This window comes from Streptococcus sp. ELY_90 (assembly GCF_058314475.1).
Genome location: NZ_JBZFUJ010000001.1, coordinates 81,494 through 104,879, shown reverse-complemented (window position 1 = coordinate 104,879; position 23,386 = coordinate 81,494). Strand labels below are relative to the sequence as shown.

The 23,386-nt window shown below is 39.1% G+C and carries 22 protein-coding genes; all 22 read right to left on the bottom strand.

The window, feature by feature from the left end:
• Window positions 1–8: 8 nt before the first annotated feature.
• Entirely contained in the window at window positions 9–1,361 is a 1,353-nt protein-coding gene (locus AC4HAF_RS00505; protein ID WP_491096239.1) for a citrate transporter, read from the bottom strand.
• Between the two features lie 282 nt (window positions 1,362–1,643).
• Entirely contained in the window at window positions 1,644–2,099 is a 456-nt protein-coding gene (locus tag AC4HAF_RS00500; RefSeq protein ID WP_491096238.1) for a NanQ anomerase/TabA/YiaL family protein, read from the bottom strand.
• Between the two features lie 36 nt (window positions 2,100–2,135).
• On the bottom strand, window positions 2,136–3,155 hold the full coding sequence (locus tag AC4HAF_RS00495; protein WP_491096237.1) for a hypothetical protein: 1,020 nt from the start codon (window positions 3,153–3,155) through the stop codon (window positions 2,136–2,138).
• Window positions 3,156–3,361: 206 nt separating this feature from the next.
• Window positions 3,362–4,345: a LacI family DNA-binding transcriptional regulator gene (locus AC4HAF_RS00490; protein WP_491096236.1), complete on the bottom strand. Its 984-nt coding sequence runs from the start codon at window positions 4,343–4,345 to the stop codon at window positions 3,362–3,364.
• Window positions 4,346–4,499: 154 nt separating this feature from the next.
• On the bottom strand, window positions 4,500–5,210 hold the full coding sequence (locus AC4HAF_RS00485) for an L-ribulose-5-phosphate 4-epimerase (protein ID WP_491096235.1): 711 nt from the start codon (window positions 5,208–5,210) through the stop codon (window positions 4,500–4,502).
• Window positions 5,211–5,213: 3 nt separating this feature from the next.
• Window positions 5,214–6,074, bottom strand: coding sequence for an L-ribulose-5-phosphate 3-epimerase (locus AC4HAF_RS00480; protein ID WP_491096234.1), 861 nt, complete (start codon window positions 6,072–6,074; stop codon window positions 5,214–5,216).
• Window positions 6,075–6,077: 3 nt separating this feature from the next.
• A complete protein-coding gene (locus tag AC4HAF_RS00475) occupies window positions 6,078–6,743 on the bottom strand; it encodes a 3-keto-L-gulonate-6-phosphate decarboxylase UlaD (protein WP_491096233.1) in 666 nt (221 codons plus the stop codon).
• Window positions 6,744–6,781: 38 nt separating this feature from the next.
• Window positions 6,782–7,267 carry a PTS sugar transporter subunit IIA gene (locus AC4HAF_RS00470; protein WP_027975139.1) on the bottom strand — a complete coding sequence of 162 codons (486 nt, stop codon included), beginning with the start codon at window positions 7,265–7,267 and terminating at the stop codon, window positions 6,782–6,784.
• 88 nt (window positions 7,268–7,355) lie between these two features.
• Window positions 7,356–7,634 carry a PTS sugar transporter subunit IIB gene (locus AC4HAF_RS00465; RefSeq protein WP_027975140.1) on the bottom strand — a complete coding sequence of 93 codons (279 nt, stop codon included), beginning with the start codon at window positions 7,632–7,634 and terminating at the stop codon, window positions 7,356–7,358.
• A gap of 62 nt (window positions 7,635–7,696) precedes the next feature.
• Window positions 7,697–9,154, bottom strand: a complete 1,458-nt coding sequence (gene ulaA, locus AC4HAF_RS00460; protein ID WP_491096232.1) for a PTS ascorbate transporter subunit IIC — start codon at window positions 9,152–9,154, stop codon at window positions 7,697–7,699.
• 330 nt (window positions 9,155–9,484) lie between these two features.
• On the bottom strand, window positions 9,485–11,851 hold the full coding sequence (locus AC4HAF_RS00455; RefSeq protein ID WP_491096231.1) for a phosphoketolase family protein: 2,367 nt from the start codon (window positions 11,849–11,851) through the stop codon (window positions 9,485–9,487).
• A gap of 162 nt (window positions 11,852–12,013) precedes the next feature.
• Complete coding sequence (locus AC4HAF_RS00450) at window positions 12,014–13,081, bottom strand: zinc-binding dehydrogenase (RefSeq protein ID WP_491096230.1); 1,068 nt, start codon at window positions 13,079–13,081, stop codon at window positions 12,014–12,016.
• A gap of 33 nt (window positions 13,082–13,114) precedes the next feature.
• Window positions 13,115–14,383: a PTS galactitol transporter subunit IIC gene (locus AC4HAF_RS00445; RefSeq protein ID WP_491096229.1), complete on the bottom strand. Its 1,269-nt coding sequence runs from the start codon at window positions 14,381–14,383 to the stop codon at window positions 13,115–13,117.
• 34 nt (window positions 14,384–14,417) lie between these two features.
• Entirely contained in the window at window positions 14,418–14,717 is a 300-nt protein-coding gene (locus AC4HAF_RS00440) for a PTS sugar transporter subunit IIB (protein ID WP_491096228.1), read from the bottom strand.
• Between the two features lie 12 nt (window positions 14,718–14,729).
• On the bottom strand, window positions 14,730–15,203 hold the full coding sequence (locus tag AC4HAF_RS00435; RefSeq protein ID WP_491096227.1) for a PTS sugar transporter subunit IIA: 474 nt from the start codon (window positions 15,201–15,203) through the stop codon (window positions 14,730–14,732).
• A 32-nt stretch (window positions 15,204–15,235) separates the two neighbouring features.
• Complete coding sequence (locus AC4HAF_RS00430; protein WP_491096226.1) at window positions 15,236–17,173, bottom strand: BglG family transcription antiterminator; 1,938 nt, start codon at window positions 17,171–17,173, stop codon at window positions 15,236–15,238.
• Window positions 17,174–17,506: 333 nt separating this feature from the next.
• Complete coding sequence (locus AC4HAF_RS00425; RefSeq protein ID WP_491096225.1) at window positions 17,507–17,953, bottom strand: NUDIX domain-containing protein; 447 nt, start codon at window positions 17,951–17,953, stop codon at window positions 17,507–17,509.
• Complete coding sequence (locus AC4HAF_RS00420) at window positions 17,946–18,860, bottom strand: DNA-3-methyladenine glycosylase family protein (RefSeq protein WP_491096224.1); 915 nt, start codon at window positions 18,858–18,860, stop codon at window positions 17,946–17,948. The genes AC4HAF_RS00425 and AC4HAF_RS00420 overlap by 8 nt, the downstream gene beginning before the upstream one ends.
• Window positions 18,841–19,629: a hypothetical protein gene (locus tag AC4HAF_RS00415; RefSeq protein WP_491096223.1), complete on the bottom strand. Its 789-nt coding sequence runs from the start codon at window positions 19,627–19,629 to the stop codon at window positions 18,841–18,843. The genes AC4HAF_RS00420 and AC4HAF_RS00415 overlap by 20 nt, the downstream gene beginning before the upstream one ends.
• A 71-nt stretch (window positions 19,630–19,700) precedes the next feature.
• The gene (locus AC4HAF_RS00410) at window positions 19,701–21,695 is read right to left on the bottom strand and encodes a PEP/pyruvate-binding domain-containing protein (RefSeq protein WP_491096222.1); all 1,995 of its coding nucleotides are present in this window, start codon (window positions 21,693–21,695) and stop codon (window positions 19,701–19,703) included.
• Complete coding sequence (locus tag AC4HAF_RS00405) at window positions 21,692–22,495, bottom strand: hypothetical protein (RefSeq protein WP_491096221.1); 804 nt, start codon at window positions 22,493–22,495, stop codon at window positions 21,692–21,694. Before AC4HAF_RS00405 ends, AC4HAF_RS00410 begins: the two co-directional genes overlap by 4 nt.
• A gap of 101 nt (window positions 22,496–22,596) precedes the next feature.
• Window positions 22,597–23,385, bottom strand: a complete 789-nt coding sequence (locus AC4HAF_RS00400; RefSeq protein WP_491096220.1) for a hypothetical protein — start codon at window positions 23,383–23,385, stop codon at window positions 22,597–22,599.
• Window position 23,386 lies beyond the last annotated feature (1 nt).

The window sequence follows — 23,386 nt, the reverse complement described above, 5'->3', positions numbered from 1 at the left end:
TTACCTCCTTAACCAAACATGAAGTAGGTAACCGTGGCTAAGACAGCACTGATAACCCAACCGCTGGGGATGCTAATTTTCAAAAAATCCTTGGTTGTTACTTTGGTATAATTGATACCCCAAATAATCCAGGATTGGGTAATACAAGATGAAATATTCATTGTAATCGTTGGAGTATACATCAAAGGAAAGAGAAGGTTTGTACTAAAACCAACACTTTTCAGTATTCCTAAGGTCGCAGCTCCTGCACCAGCCAAGGTAAACGGACCTCGGAACAAACCTAAAGGTGCCAAAACAGCAAAAGCCAGACAAATGATAAAGGTGGAATGAGGAATCACTCCTCCTAACAAGGCATTAAAGTAGGGAACGGCCAGCTCTGAGGCTTTATTAAACATGGGAATAATCAGCATAAAACCAACCAAAGGAGCCGTATCAATAACTCCGTCATAGAAGGTTTTATTAAAGATATCACCAGTCGCTTTGAAATTTTTGAGATAGCCGCAAATAGCTAAAGCATAGAAGCTGGCAATTAAGAACCCGAGAATAACCGGAACTTGAAAGCCAATTGCCAGTACAACCGGAATAAACGGTGTTAGCAGCGCCAGAGTCGGCACCTTTCCTTCTTGCTCTTTGGCAGGTGTTTTAGCAGCCCAAGCATGAATACGTTTCTTTCGATTAGCAAAAATGACAATAATCAAAATAGCGATTGCCAGCTGAACGGCCAAAGCGACGAAGCCCCAATGCAGGTAAGTTGCATTGTAGAAATAAGTTTGTTCTCCCTTAGGACCTAGGTAGAAAGCTTGATATTGGTTGAAAATCAGAGGGTTGATATACAGTCCTCCTCCGATAGAAAGCATAAAAGCAACCAAAGAAAAGGTTTTAGGAACACCTAAGGTCAGCATAATCGGCAGTACAATAACACCGATGGCAACAACCGCACCCGCACCGAACATACTGGTAAAAATGGCTGTTGTCACAATTAAGAGTAATGTTGCTGTTATGGCAGGCTTATCACCGCCCAGCTCAACCGTCTTTTTGATAATAGATGAAGCAATGCCGGTTTGCAGCATCACACGGCCAAACCAAGCACCAAAACAGAAATTAACTAAGACCGGTCCCCAGCCTTCCGGCCCTGCTTGAAAGACATTGGTTAAAACATCTTTAAAAGACATTGTGACAACATCTTTGTTCTGAGCGATAAACTGAGGATCCTTGACTAATATATTCCCAACTAAAGGAATGACGGTCCACAAGATAGCCATAATCAGCATACCAATCATCAGGTTACCGCCTTTGACGGCGTAAACGACTAATCCTAAAAAGACTAGCAATAATAAAATTCCTATTAATGTTTGAATCATGGTTCATCTCCTTTATTAAGATACGGTAGAGGCTTGTTATCTAAGTGCTTCTCACTTGATAACAAAGGTCAATCACCATAGTGATTTGGCAACCTCTCCCACCAACTCCGTGTGGTTAGTAAAATTGACTAACCAAACTTCTTGTCGCATAGGGCACTGGCGGATAGGGTATTCAATACAGATTCAAGAGGAGACTCTAGGAGGAAGCCCTTTTTGACACAGTCCGCAGCTCGTGTTTGGCTCCCTTTTTTAGAGACTAAGGCCGCTTTACAGTCCAGAGATTCAAGAACCGCGTTTGACTTTTACGACCACTTTCTTAACGAATTCGGGTGTACCATCCACCCATCCGTTTGTTTTATGAGGTTCATCCATACCGATGATTAAAAAATCTCCTTTCTTTAATTTCACTTTATTGATATGCTCAGGCTCTTCTAAAAATTCAATATCCCGCTCACTATTATAGGGACTTACAGGGGCTGCATCAGTTAAGGATGACAAATAAATATACTCACTGCCTTTTGCGATATAATGAACATCTAACCTATCATGGTGTCTTTCAAAGGGAAGATCTGATATATCCTGTGTTTGATAAGATAGAACTTGCAGATAGGTATCCTCATCTACTCGAATACGCCCGTCTTTGACTTGGAGAAAATCCCTTTCCTGAAGCAGCTTTAAAACTTTACGAATCACCAGATAATCTGCTCGATTAAAGCTTTCTATATTTGAATACAGCATTTCCTATCCTCCTATTGCAGAATCAGTGTAAAATCCTCAAAGAGATACCTGATATAAAGCCACTTCATGGCGGCCGTTGTTGGCAGAAAAGATAAAGTTTTTACCATCTTTTTCAAAAGCTAAGCAGTTACTCGAAGAAGAACCCGAATCAATTATTTCAGCCTGAATCTTACCGTCAATCTTTCGATAAAGCATCAAATCAGCTTGACCGGATCGCCAGCCAAACACAAATACCGGCTGCCCGTCTAAGTAACCTGACCAGATAGAATGCCCAAAGGGAGTCTTTTGAGGATGATGAAAAATTTCTGCCGTAAAGTCTTTATTCAGAACTCGCAATTTATCACCATGAAAAGCTTGAATAATAACATTTTCTTTGTCGTCATCACCATCCAAATCAATCTGGACAATGTCACTGGTTTCTTCGCCAAAGAGTAAATCTAAGCGCCAGTCATTCGTATCCGAATATTCTGGATAGGTTAATTTCAAAATTCCTTCGACACCTGTTACTAAGGAGTAACCTTCTTCTTTGACGCTGCAGTAGCCGTGATTTTTACAAAGCCTGAGAGGGAGAGTTCGCAACTCAGTCAAACGATTACTTCGTTTATCGAATTGTCCAACAATGATTTTTCCCTTATCAGACCAATCTTCCACAAACCTCTTAGAATTAGCAATAGTGCAGCCAATAAATAGAAGACTGCCATCAGATTGTTCAATAAGATCAAAGCGATGTAAGTAGGGAAAATCTGTTACTTTTGATATTGTCCACTGTCCTTTTGAAAAACTTCCTCTGACAATTTGACACGATCCCGCATTAAATCCGGGGTAAAACTTTTGAGTTGCCAGAAAATCAAGTGTCCCCGGAATTTGGATGATACTCATCGTCCCTCCGATTTCATCCCAGATGACCGTTCTTTCAAAGGATTGATTGAGATTATAAGCAAAGCAAGCATCTTCAACTTCCGAAGCAACAAGCAGATAATCCTCATCTCGATACTGAAGTCTGGCGACAGAATAACTGGATTGCAAAGACTCCGATAATATTTTTTTGACTTTCATTTAGGCTCCTTCCAAAAACCTTGGTTAAACGTTTAACTAAGCTGCCAAAAATAATAACGTTCTTGGTTAAACGTTTAACTTTTTATTACTATGAGTATACCACACAAAAAATATTTTGCAAGCGGTTTCTTGATTAAAATTATTAAAAGAGAAAAGGCAGAAATTATTATCTGTCTTTTCCCTTGTTTTAAACCAGCATTAAACAGTTAAAAAGATTTGCGAAGTACAATATTATTACGAACCTCAATCAGCTGAGGTTCATAAACTTGATCATCATGCTTAATCTTGTCAATCAGACACTCTGCTGCAACACAGCCGATTCCATAAGAATCCTGACGAATACAAGACATATTCGGGTTTAAAACTTCCATCCAGTCAAGATCCTCATAGGAACCTAATCCAAAATCATCAGGATAACGGTAGTCTGTTTTGTTCAGCATTTTCATAAATTCCAAAAGGGTCGGACCATTCATCATGAAGAAAGCTGTTCTCTTCTGTGCCTTTTCAATGATGGAAAAAATTTTTGCTTCAGCTTCGTCTTCTCCCAGTATAATTAACTTGGATGGATCGCTGCTTACCGTATCAGTAAATCCTTGATAACGTGCCTCCCGTGTAGAAATGCCCTTGATGGGGAAGGTTACAAAATAGATATCTTCGTAACCGGCATCCAGCATTTTTTTTAAAAATTTACTGGTCGAATAAGTATTATCTGAAACGATTGTATCCAGTGTCAGATGCTTAGACTGCCGGTCAACCATTACCATTTTTTGATTGTCTAATGTTTTTATTATGGGATTATTGGCATCAACCGAGTCTAAAATAACACCGGACACCTTTTCTTGGTCCAATCTTCGCAGATTATCCAGTTCTAAATTTAAATCATTATCTGAATTTGTAAAAGTCGCAGCATAGCCATGTAATTTGCAGGTATCGTTGATTCCTTTCATGACAAGGGAAATAAACGGGTTAGTAATATCAGCGATAACAACCCCGATAGTTTTAGTATCTCGTGTAACCAAGCTCTGAGCAACTTTACTTGGCTGATAGCCTGTTACTTCTATGGCCTGCTTAATTTTTTCCTTTGTTGCAGGTGACATTTTTTTATAATTTCCGTTAAGGTAGTAGGATACTGTCGCCTTTGAAACTCCCACCAACTTAGCAATATCATTAATGGTCACCTTACCAAACATTGTCTTTCCCTCGCTGCTATAATGTTTCTACCATTATATCATTTTGATTTGGAAAGAACAAAAGGGTAGACTGGCATTAAAAAGGCGGCGCCTACTCCCAGTATTAGCGTTTTGATCTGACATTGGAGCAGCTCAGCGGAGCAGTTTGTATCTGCTAATGCTCCATGCCCTTTTGCCCATAATAGGCGTTTTTACCGTGTTTGCGCAGATAGTGCTTATCTTTTAAAGCCTGCGGCACTTCTTCCACTTCAGGGTTGACTGCTTCGGTATAACGCGCCATGCGAGCAGTTTCTTCCAGGACAACAGCGTTGTAAACAGCTGATTTTTCATCCTTGCCCCAGGCAAAAGGACCGTGGTTGCGCACTGTGACACCTGAAACAGCTAAGGGCTCTAAGCTGCGTTTGGCAAATTCTTCAATGATAACCTTGCCGGTTTCTTTTTCATATTCTCCGTTAATTTCCTCGGCTGTCAGCGCTCTGGCACAGGGAATCGGACCGTAAAAAGTATCTGCATGGGTCGTTCCGTAACAAGGAATATCACGGCCGGCCTGAGCCCAGGCTACTCCTTCGGTTGAGTGCGTATGGACAATGCCACCGATTTCAGGCCAGGCTTTATAAAGCTCAACATGGGTCGGCAGGTCAGACGATGGGTTGAGATTGCCTTCAACGATATTTCCGTCAAGGTCAGTCACGACCATGTTTTCAGGAGAGAGCTTGTCGTAAGCAACACCTGATGGTTTGATAGCAATATAGCCTTGCTCGCGGTCAATGGCCGAGACATTGCCCCAGGTAAATTTTACCAAACCATGAACTGGTAGCTCCATATTGGCATCATAGACACGTTTTCTTAATTCTGGTACTAACATTTATTATAACCCCGCTTTCTCAATCAGTGGATAAAGGAAATCCTGTGCTTCCTTGATAGCTGCCCATGTTTCTTCAACTGTTTCACAGTTTTCTGACCACATTTCGATCAAAAACGGGCCGTTGTAGTTTGTTTTCTTTAATACCTCAAACATGGTTTCCCAATCAACACAGCCTTGCCCAAACGGCACATCACGGAACTGACCCTTTGAGGTTTCTGTGACTGCATAAGTATCTTTCAAGTGAAGGGCTGCAATCGATTTGTGTCCGATATAAAATTCACTCCAGAGGTCATTGCCCCAGGCAGAAACATTTCCGGTATCGGGATAGACAAAAAGGTAAGGAGAGTCAATTTCTTTTTCAATGGCTAAATATTTCTCAATCGAATTGATGAAGGGGTCGTCCATGATTTCAATGGAAAGGATGACCTGAGCTTCTTCCGCCCAAGTGCAGGCCTGACGCAGATTTTTAATAAAGCGTGCCCGCGTTTGAGGCGACTTTTCTTCGTAATAGACGTCATAGCCTGCCAGCTGGATATTGCGAATGCCGATGTCCTGAGCAAAGATGATGCACTTCTTCATCATGTCCATGGCACGCGCTTCTTTTTCAGGATCATTGGACCCCATCGGAAAGCGGCGGTGGCCGCTGAAGGTGATGGTTGGCACACGCACACCTGTTTCAAAAATGGCTTTCACTAGGTCTAAACGTTCTTCTTTCGACCATTCCAGTCGCGCTAAACGTTCATCACTTTCATCAATGGACAATTCTACAAAATCAAAACCTAGCTCCTTAGCAAAATTAAGCCGCTCCAGCCATGTAAAATGTTTGGGTGTTGCTTTTTCATAAATACCAATCGGACGCGTCATAGTCTACCCCCAGATTCGTTTAATTTCATCCTTGAAAGCACGTGCAGCCGCGGCCGGATCCGGTGCTTCTGTGATGCCGCGGCCGGCGATAAAGGTAAAGACATCAACCCCTTCAAAGAGTTTTAAAGTATCGACGCTGAGGCCGCCTGTAACAGATACACGAAAGCCCATATCAATCAGTTTTTTCACCTTATTAAGGTCCTTTTCTCCCCACGTTTCACCGGCAAGAAGAGCGTCACGTGACTGGTGATAAATCGCTTGTGAAATACCGGCGTCCAGCCATTGCTGCGCTTGCTCATAAGTCCAGTCACCATAGAGTTCAACCTGAATTTCACCGCGATCACCGCGAACTTCTTCGATAGCTTTGCGGGCTGCTTCCATGGTTGGAATGGTTGCACAGCAGATACAAGTCATCCAGTCAGCTCCGCGAACAGCATTGTTTTTTGCCACCGTTCCGCCGGCATCGGCACATTTAGTATCAGCAACAATGATCTTGTCAGGAAAAAGGCTGCGAAGCACTTCTACCAGTTCGCTGCCGACCTGGAGCAGACAGACAGTCCCTGCTTCAATAACGTCCACTTCCTGTCCTACCGAAACAGCTGCTGTAACAGCCCCCTGCAGGTCAGAATGGTCAAGCGCAACTTGTAAATTTGGTAATTGTTTGGTCATATTTATCTTCCTTTCATTAAAGATACAAAGAGGCTGTTTTAAGAATCTAAATCCAAGCCTTCAAGATAAGGACTGCTTTTGGATTCATTAACCATAGCCAGCACATCTTCCGGTGTTTTGCAGTCCAGCAGACGCTGGATTGAATTTTCCAGTTCAAAAAGGGCAATAATCTGCGGAATAGCTACAGATGTATGAATAGCGGGACTAGTAGCAGCCAGACACAGCAGCACCGACACTTCTTTCCCGTCTGAAAATGTCACCGGTTCTGTCAAAGTAATGAGTGAAAAGGCGTCACGATTGACCCCTTCACCAGCCATTGCATGGGGCATCGCCATTCCCGGCATGAGCACATAGTAAGGACCATGCTCCTCTGTAGAAGCAATAATATTGTCATAGTATTTTTCTGTGACTGCACCGCTGTCAATCAAAGGCTGAACAGATAATTTTACGGCTTCTTCCCACGTTTTCGCTGACAGCCCCAGTCGAATGGAGTTATTTTCTTTAAATGATTTTGTTAAGTTCATCAAAAAACCTCTCTTACCAAAATTCTTTGTCCTTTTCTAAAGTGGAAGGTGTTTCCAAACGTTGAAAACACCCTCTTACCTTAGATCATTACAAAATGGCTTGTAATTTTGTTTTAATTTCATTATCGTCCATTAAGTTGTCAAGACCTACCAGATGACCGTTTGTCCGTCCGTCCAATTCATGGATCAAATGATTGGAAGCCACAACGATGTCATAATTTGCAGCCAATCCTTTAGCTTCGCCGACTGAGCAGGAAGCTGACTCGATATCCGTCACGCCTAACTGCCGAAGAGCATTTTCAACTTTCATCTTGATAACCATAGATGATCCCATGCCATTGCCGCATGCTGTAAGAACTTTAACCATGATAATTCCTCCTCTAAAATGTTTGCTTATGATAATATTTCTGTTTAATTGTGATTAAGATGCTATTGTCCTTGAACATCTCCGCGATAGTAAGCGTCCTTGTCTTTTGCTCTGGCAAACTGAATTTGCGGAATAGCCAGCAGGAAGAGAGCCACAAGCGCGTAACCGATAGAACCGGCATACTTGAAGAGATATGCAAACGGTACCCATGGAATTTCAAAGTCGATATTGCCATGGTAGCCGCCAAAGTTAGCAAGACCAAGCAGAGCAACTGCTACTGCACCCAGAACAACTTGGAGCACACCTGATATAAAGGATAGAATCACAGCTGCTTTCCAGCCGCCGCGCTTATCCGCATAAACCGCAATAGCCGCATTATCAAAGAAGACCGGAACGAATCCTGTAATAATCAAGACTGGATTTTTAAAGACAATGAGCAGAACAATGGTAATCAGCTGTCCGATGAGACCAGTTGCAAAACCAAAGAGCACTGCACTTGGCGAACCAAAGCCATAGGATGCTGCCACGTCAACCGCTGGAAATGAACCGGGCAGCAATTTATTAGAAATCCCTTGAAAGGCATTGGTCAGCTCACCAACGAACATGCGCACACCCTGCATCAAAATGAAGAGATAAACAGAGAAGGTGAAGGCTGTTTGGATAACATACATGAAGTAAGACTGTTTCGTCGGATCAAACAGGGTTCCTGTTGTGATGACCTTAGGATTGGCCATAATTTCCGGACCTAAGACCGCCAGAATAGCACCGAAGAAAACCAGCATCAAGGTTGCTGAGGCAACGACTGTATCGTGGAAAATGTTGAGAAAAGCCGGGAGTTTGAGGTTATCCAGATTTTCTTCTTTTTTACCGAGTTTTGGCGCAAATTTATCAGCGAACCAAATAGCAAATTGCTGTTGGTGCCCGATAGCAAAACCGCCTCCGCCGGTCAAACGCTGAGTTGGTTCAACTGTCATATTAGAGCTGACCGCCCAGTAGAGACCGCAGATAATACCCACCGCTAAGGTTCCCCAAAATTGATTGCGGAAAGCCGGAATCAAGAGAATAACCATCAAGGTAACGGTTGCAGCCTGCTGTACCATGATGTGTCCTGTGATGAACAGAGTGCGAATCTTGGTTACCTTACGAAGAGCAACAAGAAGAATGTTAAAGAAAAACCCAATCAAGAGGGCTGATGTTGCCGTACCGACAAATTGAGGAAATTCCTGAGCAATTTTTTCATTGGCTGCTGTCAGTCCAAAGTAAGGGTCAATAACCGCCGCACCGATATTAAACTTGTAATTAAGAGCTGCCAAAATCGGGCGGAAAGTGGTTACCAGACCAGCAGCGGCCACATCCAGAATCATATAACCAACTGTCGCTTTGACAAATCCTGCAAAAACATCATGTAAAGGCTTCTTCAAAAGCAGGTAGCCGATAAGCACCAGCAAACCAACGAAGAAGGCCGGTTTTTGCAAAATATTCTGCGAGAACCAGTTAAGGACATCTAAAAGAATGTTCATTGTTTTTCCTCTTTTCTAAAAAAGTTTGTTACGTTTTATAGCTTTATTATAATTGCTGAAAACGCTAACAACAAGACCAATAATCACACATGCGAGTGTTCAAAATTGGGCTGAAAGATTTTATGACGTCAGTAAAGATCCTTTTTGTGAATTCTGCACAGCCACATGCTGCTTTGCGCTACAAATGGTTAAGCAATAAAAAAGCCTGATTACAGCTGCAAACATCTGCAATCAAGCTCCAATATGATGGGCTATATAGAAAAAACTCCGCAATCCTTTAAGAATGCGGAGTTTAGCAATTCGTATCAGCTTTTTAGCACACGGCAGCAATCAGTCCAACTTTTCCCACTGCCACTGATTCACTTCCGGAATGTCATCACCATGCTCCCGGATATACTGTCTGTGATAGGAAACTTTGTCGTCCATCGCTTGAGCGAAGGCAGCTGCCTCATCTCCCAAGCAAGCTACAGCAGCATCCTGAGCTAAGTGGAATCGATCTAACTCAGATAAGACCCGCATATCAAACGGCGTGGTGATATCCCCATTTTCACGATAACCATGGACATGAAGATTATGGTTGCGGCGAGTGAAGAAGATGTCTCTGATCATTCCTTCATAGGCATGGAAGGCAAAGATAACAGGCTTATCTGCTGTAAAGACAGCATCAAATTCCTCATCGCTCAAGCCTCTTGCATCTACGCTAGGGTGGCGCAGCTTCAAGATATCAACAATATTGACAAAACGAATTTTCAGATCCGGAAATTCTTTATGCAAAATGCTGATAGCTGCCAAAGCTTCTAAGTTTGGTTCTGTTCCTGCAGCCGCAAAGACCACATCCGGTTCCTGACCCTTATCGGTAGAAGCCCAGTCAATCACCTTGTAGCCTTTTTCAACCAGCTCCTCAGCCTCTTGGGCAGAATAGAACTGTGGACGAGGGTGCTTAGAAGTTACGATTAAGTTAATTTTATCTTCTGATTTCAGTGCCTTATCCATGACAGCCAGCAAGGAGTTGGTATCTGCCGGCAGATATTCACGGATAAATTCCGGCGTTTTTTCTGATAAATGAGTCAGAATACCCGGATCTTGGTGGGTATAGCCATTATGATCCTGCTGGAAGACCGTTGACGTTGAAATTAAATTCAAGGATGGATAATTTTTACGCCAGGTCGTATGTGTTTTGGATTTACGCAGCCATTTGAAATGCTGAGTAATCATCGTATCGACCACGCGCAGGAAGGATTCGTAGGAGGCAAAGAAACCATGGCGTCCTGTTAAAACGTAGCCTTCAAAGAAACCTTCTGCCTGATGTTCTGACAGCTGTGAATCAATCACACGGCCAGCTGGGCTGAGCCATTCATCATAGTTTTCATCCCGGCGAGCCAGCCATTGTCGATTGGTCTTTTTGAAGACTTCATTCAGCCGATTGGATTTTGATTCATCCGGACCGAAAATACGGAAATTATCAGGATTTGCTTCAACCAAATCAGCGGCATATTTCCCAAATTCGATCATGTCCTGCGCAACTACAGCACCGGGTTTTGCGGTGTCAATGGCGAATTTTTTCCAGTCAGCCGTATTCATTGGCTTAAGAACACCTGCATTGGTGATTGGGTTGGTTGACATCCGCCGGTCACCTTTTGGTGAAATAGCAGCAATCTCAGGAATCAACTGTCCTGCTTCATCAAACAATTCTTCAGGCCGGTAAGATTTCAGCCATTTCAAAAGAGCATCAACATGTTCCATGTGGTGGGCATCAACCGGAATAGGAACTTGGTGCGCACGGAAGCCCCCTTCGATAGGTGTTCCTTCCCATTCTTTAGGACCTGTCCAGCCCTTAGGAATACGAGCAACAAGCACCGGCCATGCCGGCATAGCTGCCTCTTCCGCCGGATTTTTGCGGGCTTGAGTTTGAATAGCTTTAATCTTTTCAATCGCTTCATCAAGTTTTGCCGCCATAACCTGATGAGATTCTAGAGTAGGTTCTTTAACTTCAACAAAAATCGGATCCCAGCCCAAGCCTTGGAAGAATTGCTGCAGCTCTTCATCTGTACGGCGGGAAAGAATGGTCGGGTTGTGGATTTTTCCGCCGTTGAGGTAGAGAATCGGCAGAACAGCACCGTCATTAACAGGGTTGATAAAGGTGTTGGACAGCCAGCCGGCCATTAAAGGACCTGTTTCAGCTTCGCCATCTCCGATAACTGTCGCAGCGATGACATCCGGATTATCCAGTACCGCACCAGCTGCATGAGACATAGCATAGCCCAATTCACCGCCTTCATGAATAGAACCCGGTGTTTCGGGCGCTGCATGTGAAGCAATGCCTCCCGGGAAAGAGAAGATTTTACAAAGTTTAGTGAAACCTTCTTCCGTTTGGGTAATTTCCGGATTTAATTCAGTGTAGCTGCCGTCTAAATAGGAATTAGACACCATTACCTGGCCGCCGTGCCCGGGGCCTTCAATATAAAACATATCCAAATCATACTTATTAATTGTCCGATTCAAATGCGCATAGATAAAATTTTGTCCCGGAACAGTACCCCAGTGTCCGATAGGATGGACTTTAAGGTCATTTTGAACAAGTTCCCTTTTTAAAAGAGAGTTATCCTTCAAATACATCTGAGCTGCTGACAGATAATTAGCTGCGCGCCACCACGCATCTACTTTTTTCAAATAGTCATCTGATTCAAAATTCGTCATCCTTAATTTCTCCTTGTGATTTTTTGAACATATACATTTGCAGAAAAAGAGTCTGGGAGCCAGTCATTTAAGAGGAAGGAGGTGTCTCATCTTCACAATCCAAGGATAGCTCAAAAATGAGATCAGCCAACTGTAACTCTATTTCCAGACTCTTTTTTTACCTTAATCTAATTCTCCGGGATTAGAAGCAATGAGAACTTTCAGCTCTTTACCGGCCATCATAGCTTCAAAGGCATCACGCCAATGTTCCAAGTCAAAAACAGCAGTCACCATTTTATCTTCATTGATAGCGCCCTTGCTTTCCAAATGAATAGCAATCGGCCAGTCGTATGGATTTTGTGAACGTGAGCCTTGATAAGTGATTTCATGCTGGATGATGGTTCTTTCATCAAGTTCATTCAGATCTTTTGCGAAAAGTCCTACTTGCTGCAGCACGCCGCCTTTGCGAATCAGAGGAAGAGCCGCATTGACAGCAGGAATAGCACCTGAGCAGTCATAGACTTTATCCACTCCCACGCCATTGGTAACATCTGCTACAATCTGTGCCAGATCTTCTTCTTGTGTGTTGACAACAATATCTGCACCTAATTCTTTAGCAATTTTCAGCCGGTCTGCATCCTTAGTAACACCCGAAACAATGGTAAAGGCTCCGATTTCCTTGGCAATCTGCAAGGACAAGAGTCCCATAGGCCCAGGACCAATAATAAGAATGGTATCGTGGAAATCAAGCGGTGTCAGCTGATACATAGCATGTACACAGGATGCCAACGGTTCTGACATAGCAGCCAATTTATAGCTGACATTATCCGGAAGAATATGCACACTTTCTTCTCTGGTCAGGACATAATTTGCCATGCTGCCAAAAGCTTTTGTTCCGATTCCGGAGCGTTTTTCACATAGGTTGTATTGTTTTTCTTTGCAGTAAACACACTCGCCGCAGGTATCAAAAGTTGTTTCACTGGTAACGCGGTCCCCCACTTTTACCTTTGTAACATCTTCGCCAACAGCCACAACCTGTCCGGAAAATTCATGCCCCAGCACCAAGGGGGTTACTGCATTTTTATATTCGCCCTTATAGGTATGAATGTCTGTGCCGCAGATACCTGTGTAGGCTACTTTCATCAATACACGGTCCCCTTTGACCTCTGGGACATCAATTTCTTGCAGAGCCATATTATCAAAACCAGGGGCTGACTTGACAACAGCTTTCATTTTTTTAGGAATATCCATTTAATTTTCCTCCATACTAATCATGATTTTATCTTAGAATACTGATTTCACTAATTCTGAGAGTTTTAAGAAAATCCAGTTAAGGAGATTGCCGCCCGTATCAAAATTAGAAATTTGTGATGCTCCTTTAGGGAATTTGACAACCCCTTCTGCCATCTTAGTCATTACAGGGGCAAAGTCAGTTGCCATCCACAGAGCAAAGGTAATAACAACCGTCAAAGCAATCACTGAATGCAGAATGTTTCCTTTTCGAGTCGGTACGACCAAAGCAGCGAAGAATGGAATGGTTGCTAAATCGGCAAAGGGCAGGACGCGGTTGCCCGGCAGCAAAACAGCAATAAGCAGGGTAATCGGAACCATCAACAGACCTGTTGACAGCGCTGCCGGAGAACCTGTTGCAAGGGCTGCATCCATCCCTAAGAAGATTTCACGGTCAGCATAACGTTTTTGCAGCATTGACTGAGCAGCTTCTTGAATTGGGATAAGTCCTTCCATGAGGATCTTAACCATCCGCGGCAGGATAAACATAACGGCACCCATAGCCATAGCTGTTTGAAGAATCTTCGTAATGTTATAACCACCTAAGATAGCAAGCGCTCCACCGATAATAATCCCCATGATCATTGGTTCACCAAAGATACCGAAGCGTTTTTGAATGGTTTCAGGCTCAACATCAAGTTTGCCGATACCGGGAATTTTGCTGACAGCCCAAGCAATTGGAATACCAAGAATAGCATAGCCTTGAGCAGAACCCGTTGATATCGAAACCCCTTCAAGTCCATAGTATTCTTGAACATAAGGAGCTGTTTTATCGGCAATGATTTGAACAATAACCGTATAGCCAATCCCGCAGACAATGCCCCAGAAGAAGCTTTTCGTTACGATATAACCGGTTGCTGCGGCAGCACTCATGTGCCAATAATTCCAAATATCAATATTGAGTGTTTTTGTCCAATTGAAGGCCAGCATAATCAGGTTAACAATCAAGATGACTGGTATCATGACTGCAGCAATCGGCTGAGCCCAGGTTGCTGCCGAAACTGCCGGCCAGCCGGCATCCACAACAGTCAGCTCCAAACCAAACCTCTCAACCATGGCCTGCGCTGCAGGGCCGACATTATCGGACAAAAGTCCCAGCACCAGACTGATTCCCAGCATCCCAATTCCTACGGTCAAACCTGATGTAAGAGCCTTGCGCACCGGAACTCGAAAGATAACTGCCAAAGTAAAAATGATTATCGGGAGCACTACGCTTGATCCCATATTCAAAATTCCCTGAACAACAGTTGTTAATGTATCCATAACCGTCTCCTTTTAATGATCATTAGCTGCTGCATTATTTATCAGCCTGTATTTTAGCCACTTCTTCCAAAATCTGAGCTTCAACCTTATCCTGACCGATTCCTGTTAAGAAAGCCATAGCTTTGATGGCAGGTATCTTATATTCTGTCGGCAGCATGGTTGTCGTAATCAACAAGTCATTTGAATCCTGCTTAGAGGCAGCTTCTGCGATTTTAATCTGTGTAATTTGTGCATCAATATGATTGCGGGCAAACAAATCTTCAATCTTTTTCATAACGACGGTAGATGTTGCTATGCCTGCTCCGCAGGCTACCAATACTTTAATTTGTGACATAATGCGTCTCCTTTAAATGTTATTTGTTTTTACAATAGTTATAATGTCGTCTGCAGAAGGCGCATTTCTTATCTGCGCCAATAATTCTGAATTCTGCAGTAACCCCATCAGCGACTGAAGCATCTCAAGCTGGGCATGCGGCTCTTTCAAGCCTAAAACAAAGGCAATCTCAGCTGCTACCGATTGATTAAAATCTTCCATACTCACAAAAGAAATCGGCTGAGTGGTCACAATCGCGACAAATTCTTCTTTGATGCATTCGGCATCCGTATGAGGAATGGCTGCCCCCATCTTTTCGAGCTGCAGTCCTGTCGGAAAATTCTTTTCCCGTTCGATGATTTTGTCAAGAAAAGTGTCATGAACATAATTTAAATCAGAAGCTTTTTTATAGATTGTTTCAAACATGTCATTGCTTGATTTAAAATTTTCATTTACAAAAATAAGCTCTGGTCTTATATAATCTTCAAGTTTCATTTTTTCAGCCATTATGACCTCCTCCATTATTTTTAGCTGCTCTTTTACAATAATTCTATGAAATCAAGGACTGTCGGTGCGCACCACAGCTTATCAATATATGCCGAACTGTCAATTTTAGAATAAATGCTTATCAAGGCATCCTTGTAAAAAAATTCATCTTCCTGAGACATCGAAATCAGCATAATCACTTTAACCATGTTACTTCCCCAGCGAATGGGCTTTTTCAGCGTCATGATTACTAACTGCGATTCGCTCACAGCAACCGGCAGGGCATGCGGAAGTGCTATTCCGGTATAAACACTGGTGCTCCCTAAGTCTTCACGGATCAATATCGACTTACGGTATAATGGATTTTGACGATTCTGAACGCTTGAGTGTTCAACCAGAAAGTCGATGCAGCCATTGACGGTTTTTTGGTCAACTTTTAAAAAGACACTCTTTCCAATCAGCTTGTGCACCAGCGATTTTGTATAAGCTTCCTTATTTTCAATGACAGACAAAACACGCCTGTTTCCCTGCTGGAGCTGTAAGTACTGATTTTGCAGATTTTCCAGATCAGCATCAGTCAAAACCGGACTGATAAAAATGACTTTGGACTCATCCACACCTATATCTGACAGAGAAATGGAACTGATAATCATATCTGCCTGCTCTATCTTATCCGGCGTTAATTCGCTGGCATCAATTTTCACCAGATGGTCAAAATTAGAAATAACATGCGACAAAGATGTCATAATCAGCTCAGTTGTTGCTAAGCCCTGAGGACAGACAACATATATCATCAGCGGTTTAGCCAGCTTTTCAATAGCTATTTCAAAATGCACCGTCAAAAAAGCCATTTCCCCGTCTGTCATATCAATCGAGAAGGCGTCTGACAATTCCCGGCAGGACAGCCAAACAATATTGTAGAGAACGCTGTACTTCTTTTTGATTTCTTCTGTGATATCACTGTTGACCATGATTTTATTTTTCAGACGAAAGATCATCGGCTGTACGTGACTGATCAGCATCTTAAACAAATGCCGGTCACCGCTCAAATCAATACTGAGCAGTTGGCTGACACGTTCAATCAGATTATTGATAATATTATTAATCTGATCGCCGACAATCAAATCATTGGTTTCATAACCAACGGACAGTAAGGTATAAGATAAATTGATAATCTCCAAGAGCGGTATGGGCTCATCTTTGAGCCTGACAAATTCTCTGAACAAATCCCCTGCAAAAGTATAAACTTCGTAGTAAGAAAGATCTTCAATAAAATGAACCATATCATTTGAGACAATCATGCTGCCATTTAAATAGCGCATCTTTGCGACCAGCAAATCAACAATCAAATAAATGCTGTACTGCTCACTCAGAATAAAATGATAAGTCGAGGCATAGTGATTTAGAATGGAAATAACACGTTCTGTTTCTTCTTTTGAAAAAAAGTAGGCAAACTGGCTGTTATGTGTCACCGTATGCAGTCCCAGATGAAATTCTGTTATTAAGTAATTTCTGAGAAACTTTCTTATCTCCTGCTCCTGACCGACAATGCTGTATTTGCCGTTATGGCGCTCCATGTGAATCTTGTAATCTGTAAATTTATTTTCTAATTTATCAATATCCCTTCTGACGGATGTTTCACTGACAAAATACTGAACAGACCAATCAATAATGTCAATCTCCTTTTGATCAAAGAAAAGAGATTTCAGCAGCAGATACTCTCTGGAAATATCTTTAATTTCCTCAGCCTGAAAATGATTCAACAAGTCTGCCAACCGCTTTTTTTCATTGGCATTAACGGCTAAACGTATGCCGCGCCGAGGAATTTTTTCGATTTTATCAGACAGTTCTTCTATCTCTTGATTTAAGAAAGACAGGTCTGAATAGATGGTCTTTGTCGAGACGGAGTATTTATCAGCCAATGTTTTGCCAGCGATAAAATCATCGACTAAGAGTAAATCTCGTAAAATACTTATCTGTCTGTAATTCACACATCATTCCCCTTTCTTTGATATGTTTCATTATAAATGTTTGCGTTTACAAAACAAAGCCAAGTTACTTCTCCATTAATGTGGAAGTGCTGTTAAACCTATTGTTATTACTTTATTACCCTATTATCAAATCTTTCATAACTGTTTAATTTAATTAAACTAGAAAGCTAAAAGCACTCAAATAAAAAAGACCAAGAATTGCTCTCGGTCTTTAAACTTATAAAATTTATTCTGATAAAAAATTGACATTTGTCCCCTACTCTAATACATATAAGTACTAAGCAGAACACTATATCATAAATTTGATTAATCCCTTGATTACTCTTAATCTCCTCAACCATAAATTACATCATATAGAATATTACTGTCATAGTTTTTTAAAGCAATTATGTTATGAGGAAGCGAATTCTCTGGTAGACAACTTAACTTCACCCATAGCAGATCTTTTATTTGGTTTGGTTCATTATTCTTTATATCAATCTCCTCATTTTCAGAAATATTATAAAGAAAATAGACATAAATATAGTTATCTTTAATATTTTGAATAAGTGTAACATAATCTAACTTTTCTGGTGAAATTTCTAACCCTAACTCCTCCGAAGCTTCTCTCACAGCAGCCCCTCTAAACCCCTCATTACTATTAACATGACCACTAACTCCTAAATCATAAAAGCCATCTAAATATCCAGTACCATCTCTTAATTGTAAAAGTAGCTCGTTCCCTCTCAATATAATAATAGAAACAGTAATTTTAAATTTACCATCTTTCGATTCAATCATAATTGGGCTCCTCTTTGCTCAGCATCCAAAATTCCCATATATAATACACTAATAATGATTTATTTCCACACCACATATTAGTAAAGTTTTTTATATTACTTTTTGATACACTTCTAGCTGGTAACCTATATAAATATTCTACCGCTCTATGCAATCCTAAGTCTGCCACAGGAACAATATCTGGTAACATAAAATAAAATAAGCCCAACATTTCAACTGTCCATTTCCCAATTCCCTTAACCGAAATTAATATTTCTTCCAAATCGCTAAAAGAATAGTCTTCTAAGGATTTATTTAATACTAATATTTTATTAGAAATATCTATAATAGCACTTGCTCTACTTGCAGGGATACCAATTTCTCTAAATTGAGAAATAGTTAAATTGTTAGCAATAAATTCAAGATTCGGAAATTGATAATAATAAACTCCATCAAAATATATTCTATCGCCATATTTCTCAACAAACGTTTTAACCATACGTGATGCTGCTTTTAAACTAACTTGCTGACTGATAATAGTACGAAGTACACAATTCATAAAGTTTATATCTTTTATAAGATGAAGCCCATTTAATAATTTTATCAATTCCTTAGAATTAACATCACCATATGCATTTGAATAAAGTTCATTATAAATTGGATTATCCAATTCAAATACATCTCTTACTTTTTCAATAAGCCATTCAATATTCACTACACTAACTTGTCCAAGCAAAATTGTCATTCTAATTGTATTATCTATTTGAATAACTTCTAGTAAACAGTTACACTTCTTATCATTGACAAACATTCTACATGAATTTAAACCTGTTCTGATAATTGGAAATAATTTTCCCATCCTCTCAAGACAATCTAGTGACTTAGCTAAAGAGTAGTTATCAATATCTCTAATTTCTATTATTTTCATTACTTTCCATCTTTGTCATAGCCCAATCCTTATCAACATATTTAGGAACATTACAGTCCTTTAGAGTCCAAAAATTATCAATAGAGCGGGCATTAGTTTCACCATTAAATTCAACAATCCTTTTATATTTAGTAATCTTGGATTCTATTATATCATAAAAATATTGCCTATTTTCCAATACTTGACATTCAAGCAATTTATATAAAGGTAAGGCTACACAAGTGATAAGGGGAACAACCCCCTCCTTAAACGCCTTTAGCTTTACCCAATCAGCATATTTATAATATCTATCATCTAAATCTAGAACCAGTACCTCTCTTAACTGGTTTCTTGAAAAAACTGATTGTTTTAACTCTTTACTTTTTTCGTTATTTAACTGTTGGTATACTTCCTCGCATGTATATTCAAAATCTTCTATAGATATGATTCTATTATCCTGCATAAATCGTTTTACTACATCTATAGGAATTATTTTTAATTTCATTCCTTTGTTAGCATTCCATTCTAAGAATTCAAATATTACTCCTTCCGGAAGGCTAGAAATATCAGTATTTGAAAATATCCAGAATTCATCACAAATTAACTCTAACGAAACACAGTCCTTTACACATTCAAACTTATTATTATTGTAATAGAACGTTGACAGATAGTAGCCTAATATATTTGTTGGATTTATAGGAATATGTCCCATTTTTAGAATAAAACTCGTAAAAAGTTCTATCAAATGAATATTATCCCCATCATAAGAAGTATATATTAATTTTTTCATCTCTCTCCTTTTACTTACATTCCCCTGTATACTATTTTATAATTAGTTTTTTGATTAATAAAATTATATATTTATATTACTATATTTATACTGTTTTCATTTAAACTTTCATCATCTAAAATAATTGCAGGTATCTTATTTTCACGTAAATGTATGGCCAAATGTCCCAAGGTAGAACCAGACTTAAAAACAAAACCCGATACCTTACTAATTATAGGTAATAAACTTATATCTGGGTAGGGGGCAAAGACTATCGGCTTGGAAACTTCTGAAATTTTTTTCATTATGTTGCCAATAACAGCATTATTTTCAATACTTTCTAGTTCTTTAACACTTGGTACTACACTAGCCATTGTATTATTTAATTCAACTAATTTTCTGAATTCTCTAAAATTTAATTCAATAATGTTTCCAACTAAAACACCGGATGAAATAACACGATAACCTTCAATGGTTTTATAATGATTAGTCGTAGAAATATCCTCAGACATATCATAAGCCAATAAACCACTATTAGTTTGAACCCATTCAACAACAACACCCTTAAATATGGAATTTAGTGTTGTAGTGATCTTTAATATTTGAGATAAATTTTGTTTGGAAATTTCAGGCACAATTTCGTCATAGTCTATCCGAATTGAATTATTATCTACATCAAAAGAATACTGAACTGGCTGTGAAGAAATACGTTCACTAACCTTATCACCACTGAGAGTCAATTCAACTTCTGACATATAATTTATAACCTCATTCTTCAAACCAATTAAATCACCAAAAATATACTCTATAACTATTTTATCATCTACTACTTTAGAGTATCCAGATAAAATTGGTTTATGGAATTCTGTAACCCAAACCACACAAACTCCAGCTACTGCTTTAATTGATTTTAGTGAATCACAAAATTCATCTCTACTAATTACTTTATTTTTTTTTCTTCCATTGTCTGATTCAAAAATTAATAATAAATCCTCACACGAAAAAAGGGCATCTATCTCACTTTGTAGCATTGTTCTTTGTACATTTTTCTTCTCAAACACATAAAAGCCAAGTTTGTAATAACTGTCAATACCTGCTTCCCGCAAAATTTGTTTCATCCAATGCCTTTTTTTCCACTGTTTTGTGATAAGTCCCTTATGAAATTTAGGGAACCCCATTAAATGCACCTCATCATCATCTAAATCTACAAAAAAGTGCCCTTCCTTTTGAGCTCTCTCTATAAATAAAGGTCTAGTAGTTATGGCGCGAATTTGAAAAATATAAATTTTTCCCAGATGATCAATTCCCCATTCTAAATCAATTCCACTCTCACCAAAACCTGCAAGATTTTCAATATTATAAATCAACTCTTTTATTTTAAATCCATATTTATAGCTTACCTCAATAGAGGTATTATCCATTCTACTTGCATCATCGTCTAGTTCTTCAATCCCCTCCTTACTATATATGGATACATATTCAATTTCACCATTAACTACAGATTTTTGGGGAGTTCCCACTTCTAAGACAAAGTCTTCTTCCATCGTTAGGGGATTCTTAGAGAAAGCCACACCATTATATTCCAAATTTATATGTTCTTGTAATAATATAGGAAAGATAATATCTTCATTCTCAGACCATACAAACTTATTTTTTATGTATGATTCAAAAACTTTCATTACACCACTCAATATATCCGAATAATTGAGTTTGACATCTAGTACAGTAGTATAATTCCCAGCACCTGCAGAATATTTGCCATCTTCGCTTAACGAAGTACTACGAATTGCTAAAGTATCGTCTTTACTGTATACTTCCATCAGTTCATTTACAAGATTTTTCCATAATAAGTTATTTTTCGATTTTATTAACTTCCTCTGAAGAAGGTTCCCAAAATTAGTTGAATTTTTATTTAATTGGAATACTTCCAGCCCTATTAGATCTATAAAAAAATCAGGAGATAAAACATAGGATTTTGGAATATTCTGTTTTAAACTTTTCAACAAATTTACATGATATGCTTTGTTACCTATATAGTTTCTAGTTAAATTTTGATTACCATTCAATTCAATTAAATAATTTTTCATAGCTTCCCTTTAAATAATTTATTATATCTATCTATTGATATAGGACATGTATATTTTGCAGCAGAAAGATTATCCGGCTTATGCCCCAGAACTCGCTTGGTATTTTTAAATGAGAGCTCCCAAAGAGCATCCTGTTTTCTAGTTTCAATCATGTCAACAGGCATGTCAGCATTATGGGCGTCACTTACATTTTTGGCTTTATGATACATTCGATTAACATCTTTTACTTTCAACCTTATAACAAGTTGAGTAATAGGGCATTGCCTAGTTAACGGAAAATTATCGTACGGTCCAAGTGCCATTATCCATGAATTATTCTGAGAACCAGATATATCCAATCTTAGAGATAGTAACATCTGATCTTGTGAATAATCTTTTACTCCATCAATAAAGAACGGCGTGTAATCTACTAATGATTTTATCAAGCCAGCTAACTTAGGTTCATTATCAATATTTGGAAACAATATCGATAAAACTTCATCATTTGATTTTTTGATATGTTCGTTAATCCTACTAAATAAGTCATTTACTGTAGCATTTGTAAATTCAGTCTCTCTTTCTACAATAAATCGCCACCCAAATTGATCCGCATCATTCGCCATATATTGTGCAAAGCCACAACCTACCTGTCCTTGTCTAAACCAATTTTGAGTTAATTTAATAATTAAATTATCATCACTTAAAACTTCTTTTTCTGAGATTTTATATTTATTTGATAAAAATTTGATATAATCTTCCCTGTTTGAATATCTTTTCCCATTAATATTGTTAGATCTTGGTATTTTTGTAAACTTAGACATCCTAACTCACTCCTTAATTACGTTTCATTTAATTATATTAGTTCATTTATCCACATTAGTTTACAGAATAAGTTCATCATTGTTATTGAGATGAGACACTTTTATAAAAAGAGTGCTGCATTAAGCATATCCTGAACTAACGAAAACATGTCTAATAAAATAGTTTTTAAATTTTGTTCATTCACAGTAGAATAAATTTGAAGATTCATATACCTTTCGAGTAACTCTTGATTACCATATCCTCCATTATTAATATAAATCTTTGAAATCCATTTACTTTTTAGATTAGGCTTCCCATTTTTTGCATTTAATAACGAAGCACATTCCCACAATGCTCGTCTTGCACAATCAAGTGCTAAAATGTACTCACCAACTTCAAACATCTTTAAGCTATCATCACAATATGATCTCGCTTCTAGAGAAATTCTATTTGTAATCAATTCAAGAAAATGGGATGTTTTAATTAAATAAAGTAACCTTTCACTTACTTTATTTTGATTAGTAAAAAATCCATGATAAATTCTCAAAAGTAATTTTAATTCCTCATAGCTACATGCTAGACCATTTGTAATTGTGAGTCGTTCTATTAAATCTTCAATTACGTTAATGGACCAATATTCAATATCAAGTTCAATATCCCCTACTCTGACCACCTCAACACCCAAGCAGTCCCCATATCTTCTCATTCCTTGATTATTAAAATTTTGATTATCCTCTAAAAAAACGTATATATCAATGTCAGAATTTTTATTACCAAGTCCTTCTAAAAATGATGTATACAATAAAATTCCAGAATTTTCAGTCACCTGAGATAGTTTATCAACAATTACTTTTAAACTTAAGTTTTTATCCGATAAGACTTTGTTAATAACTTTTTCTTTTACAATCATA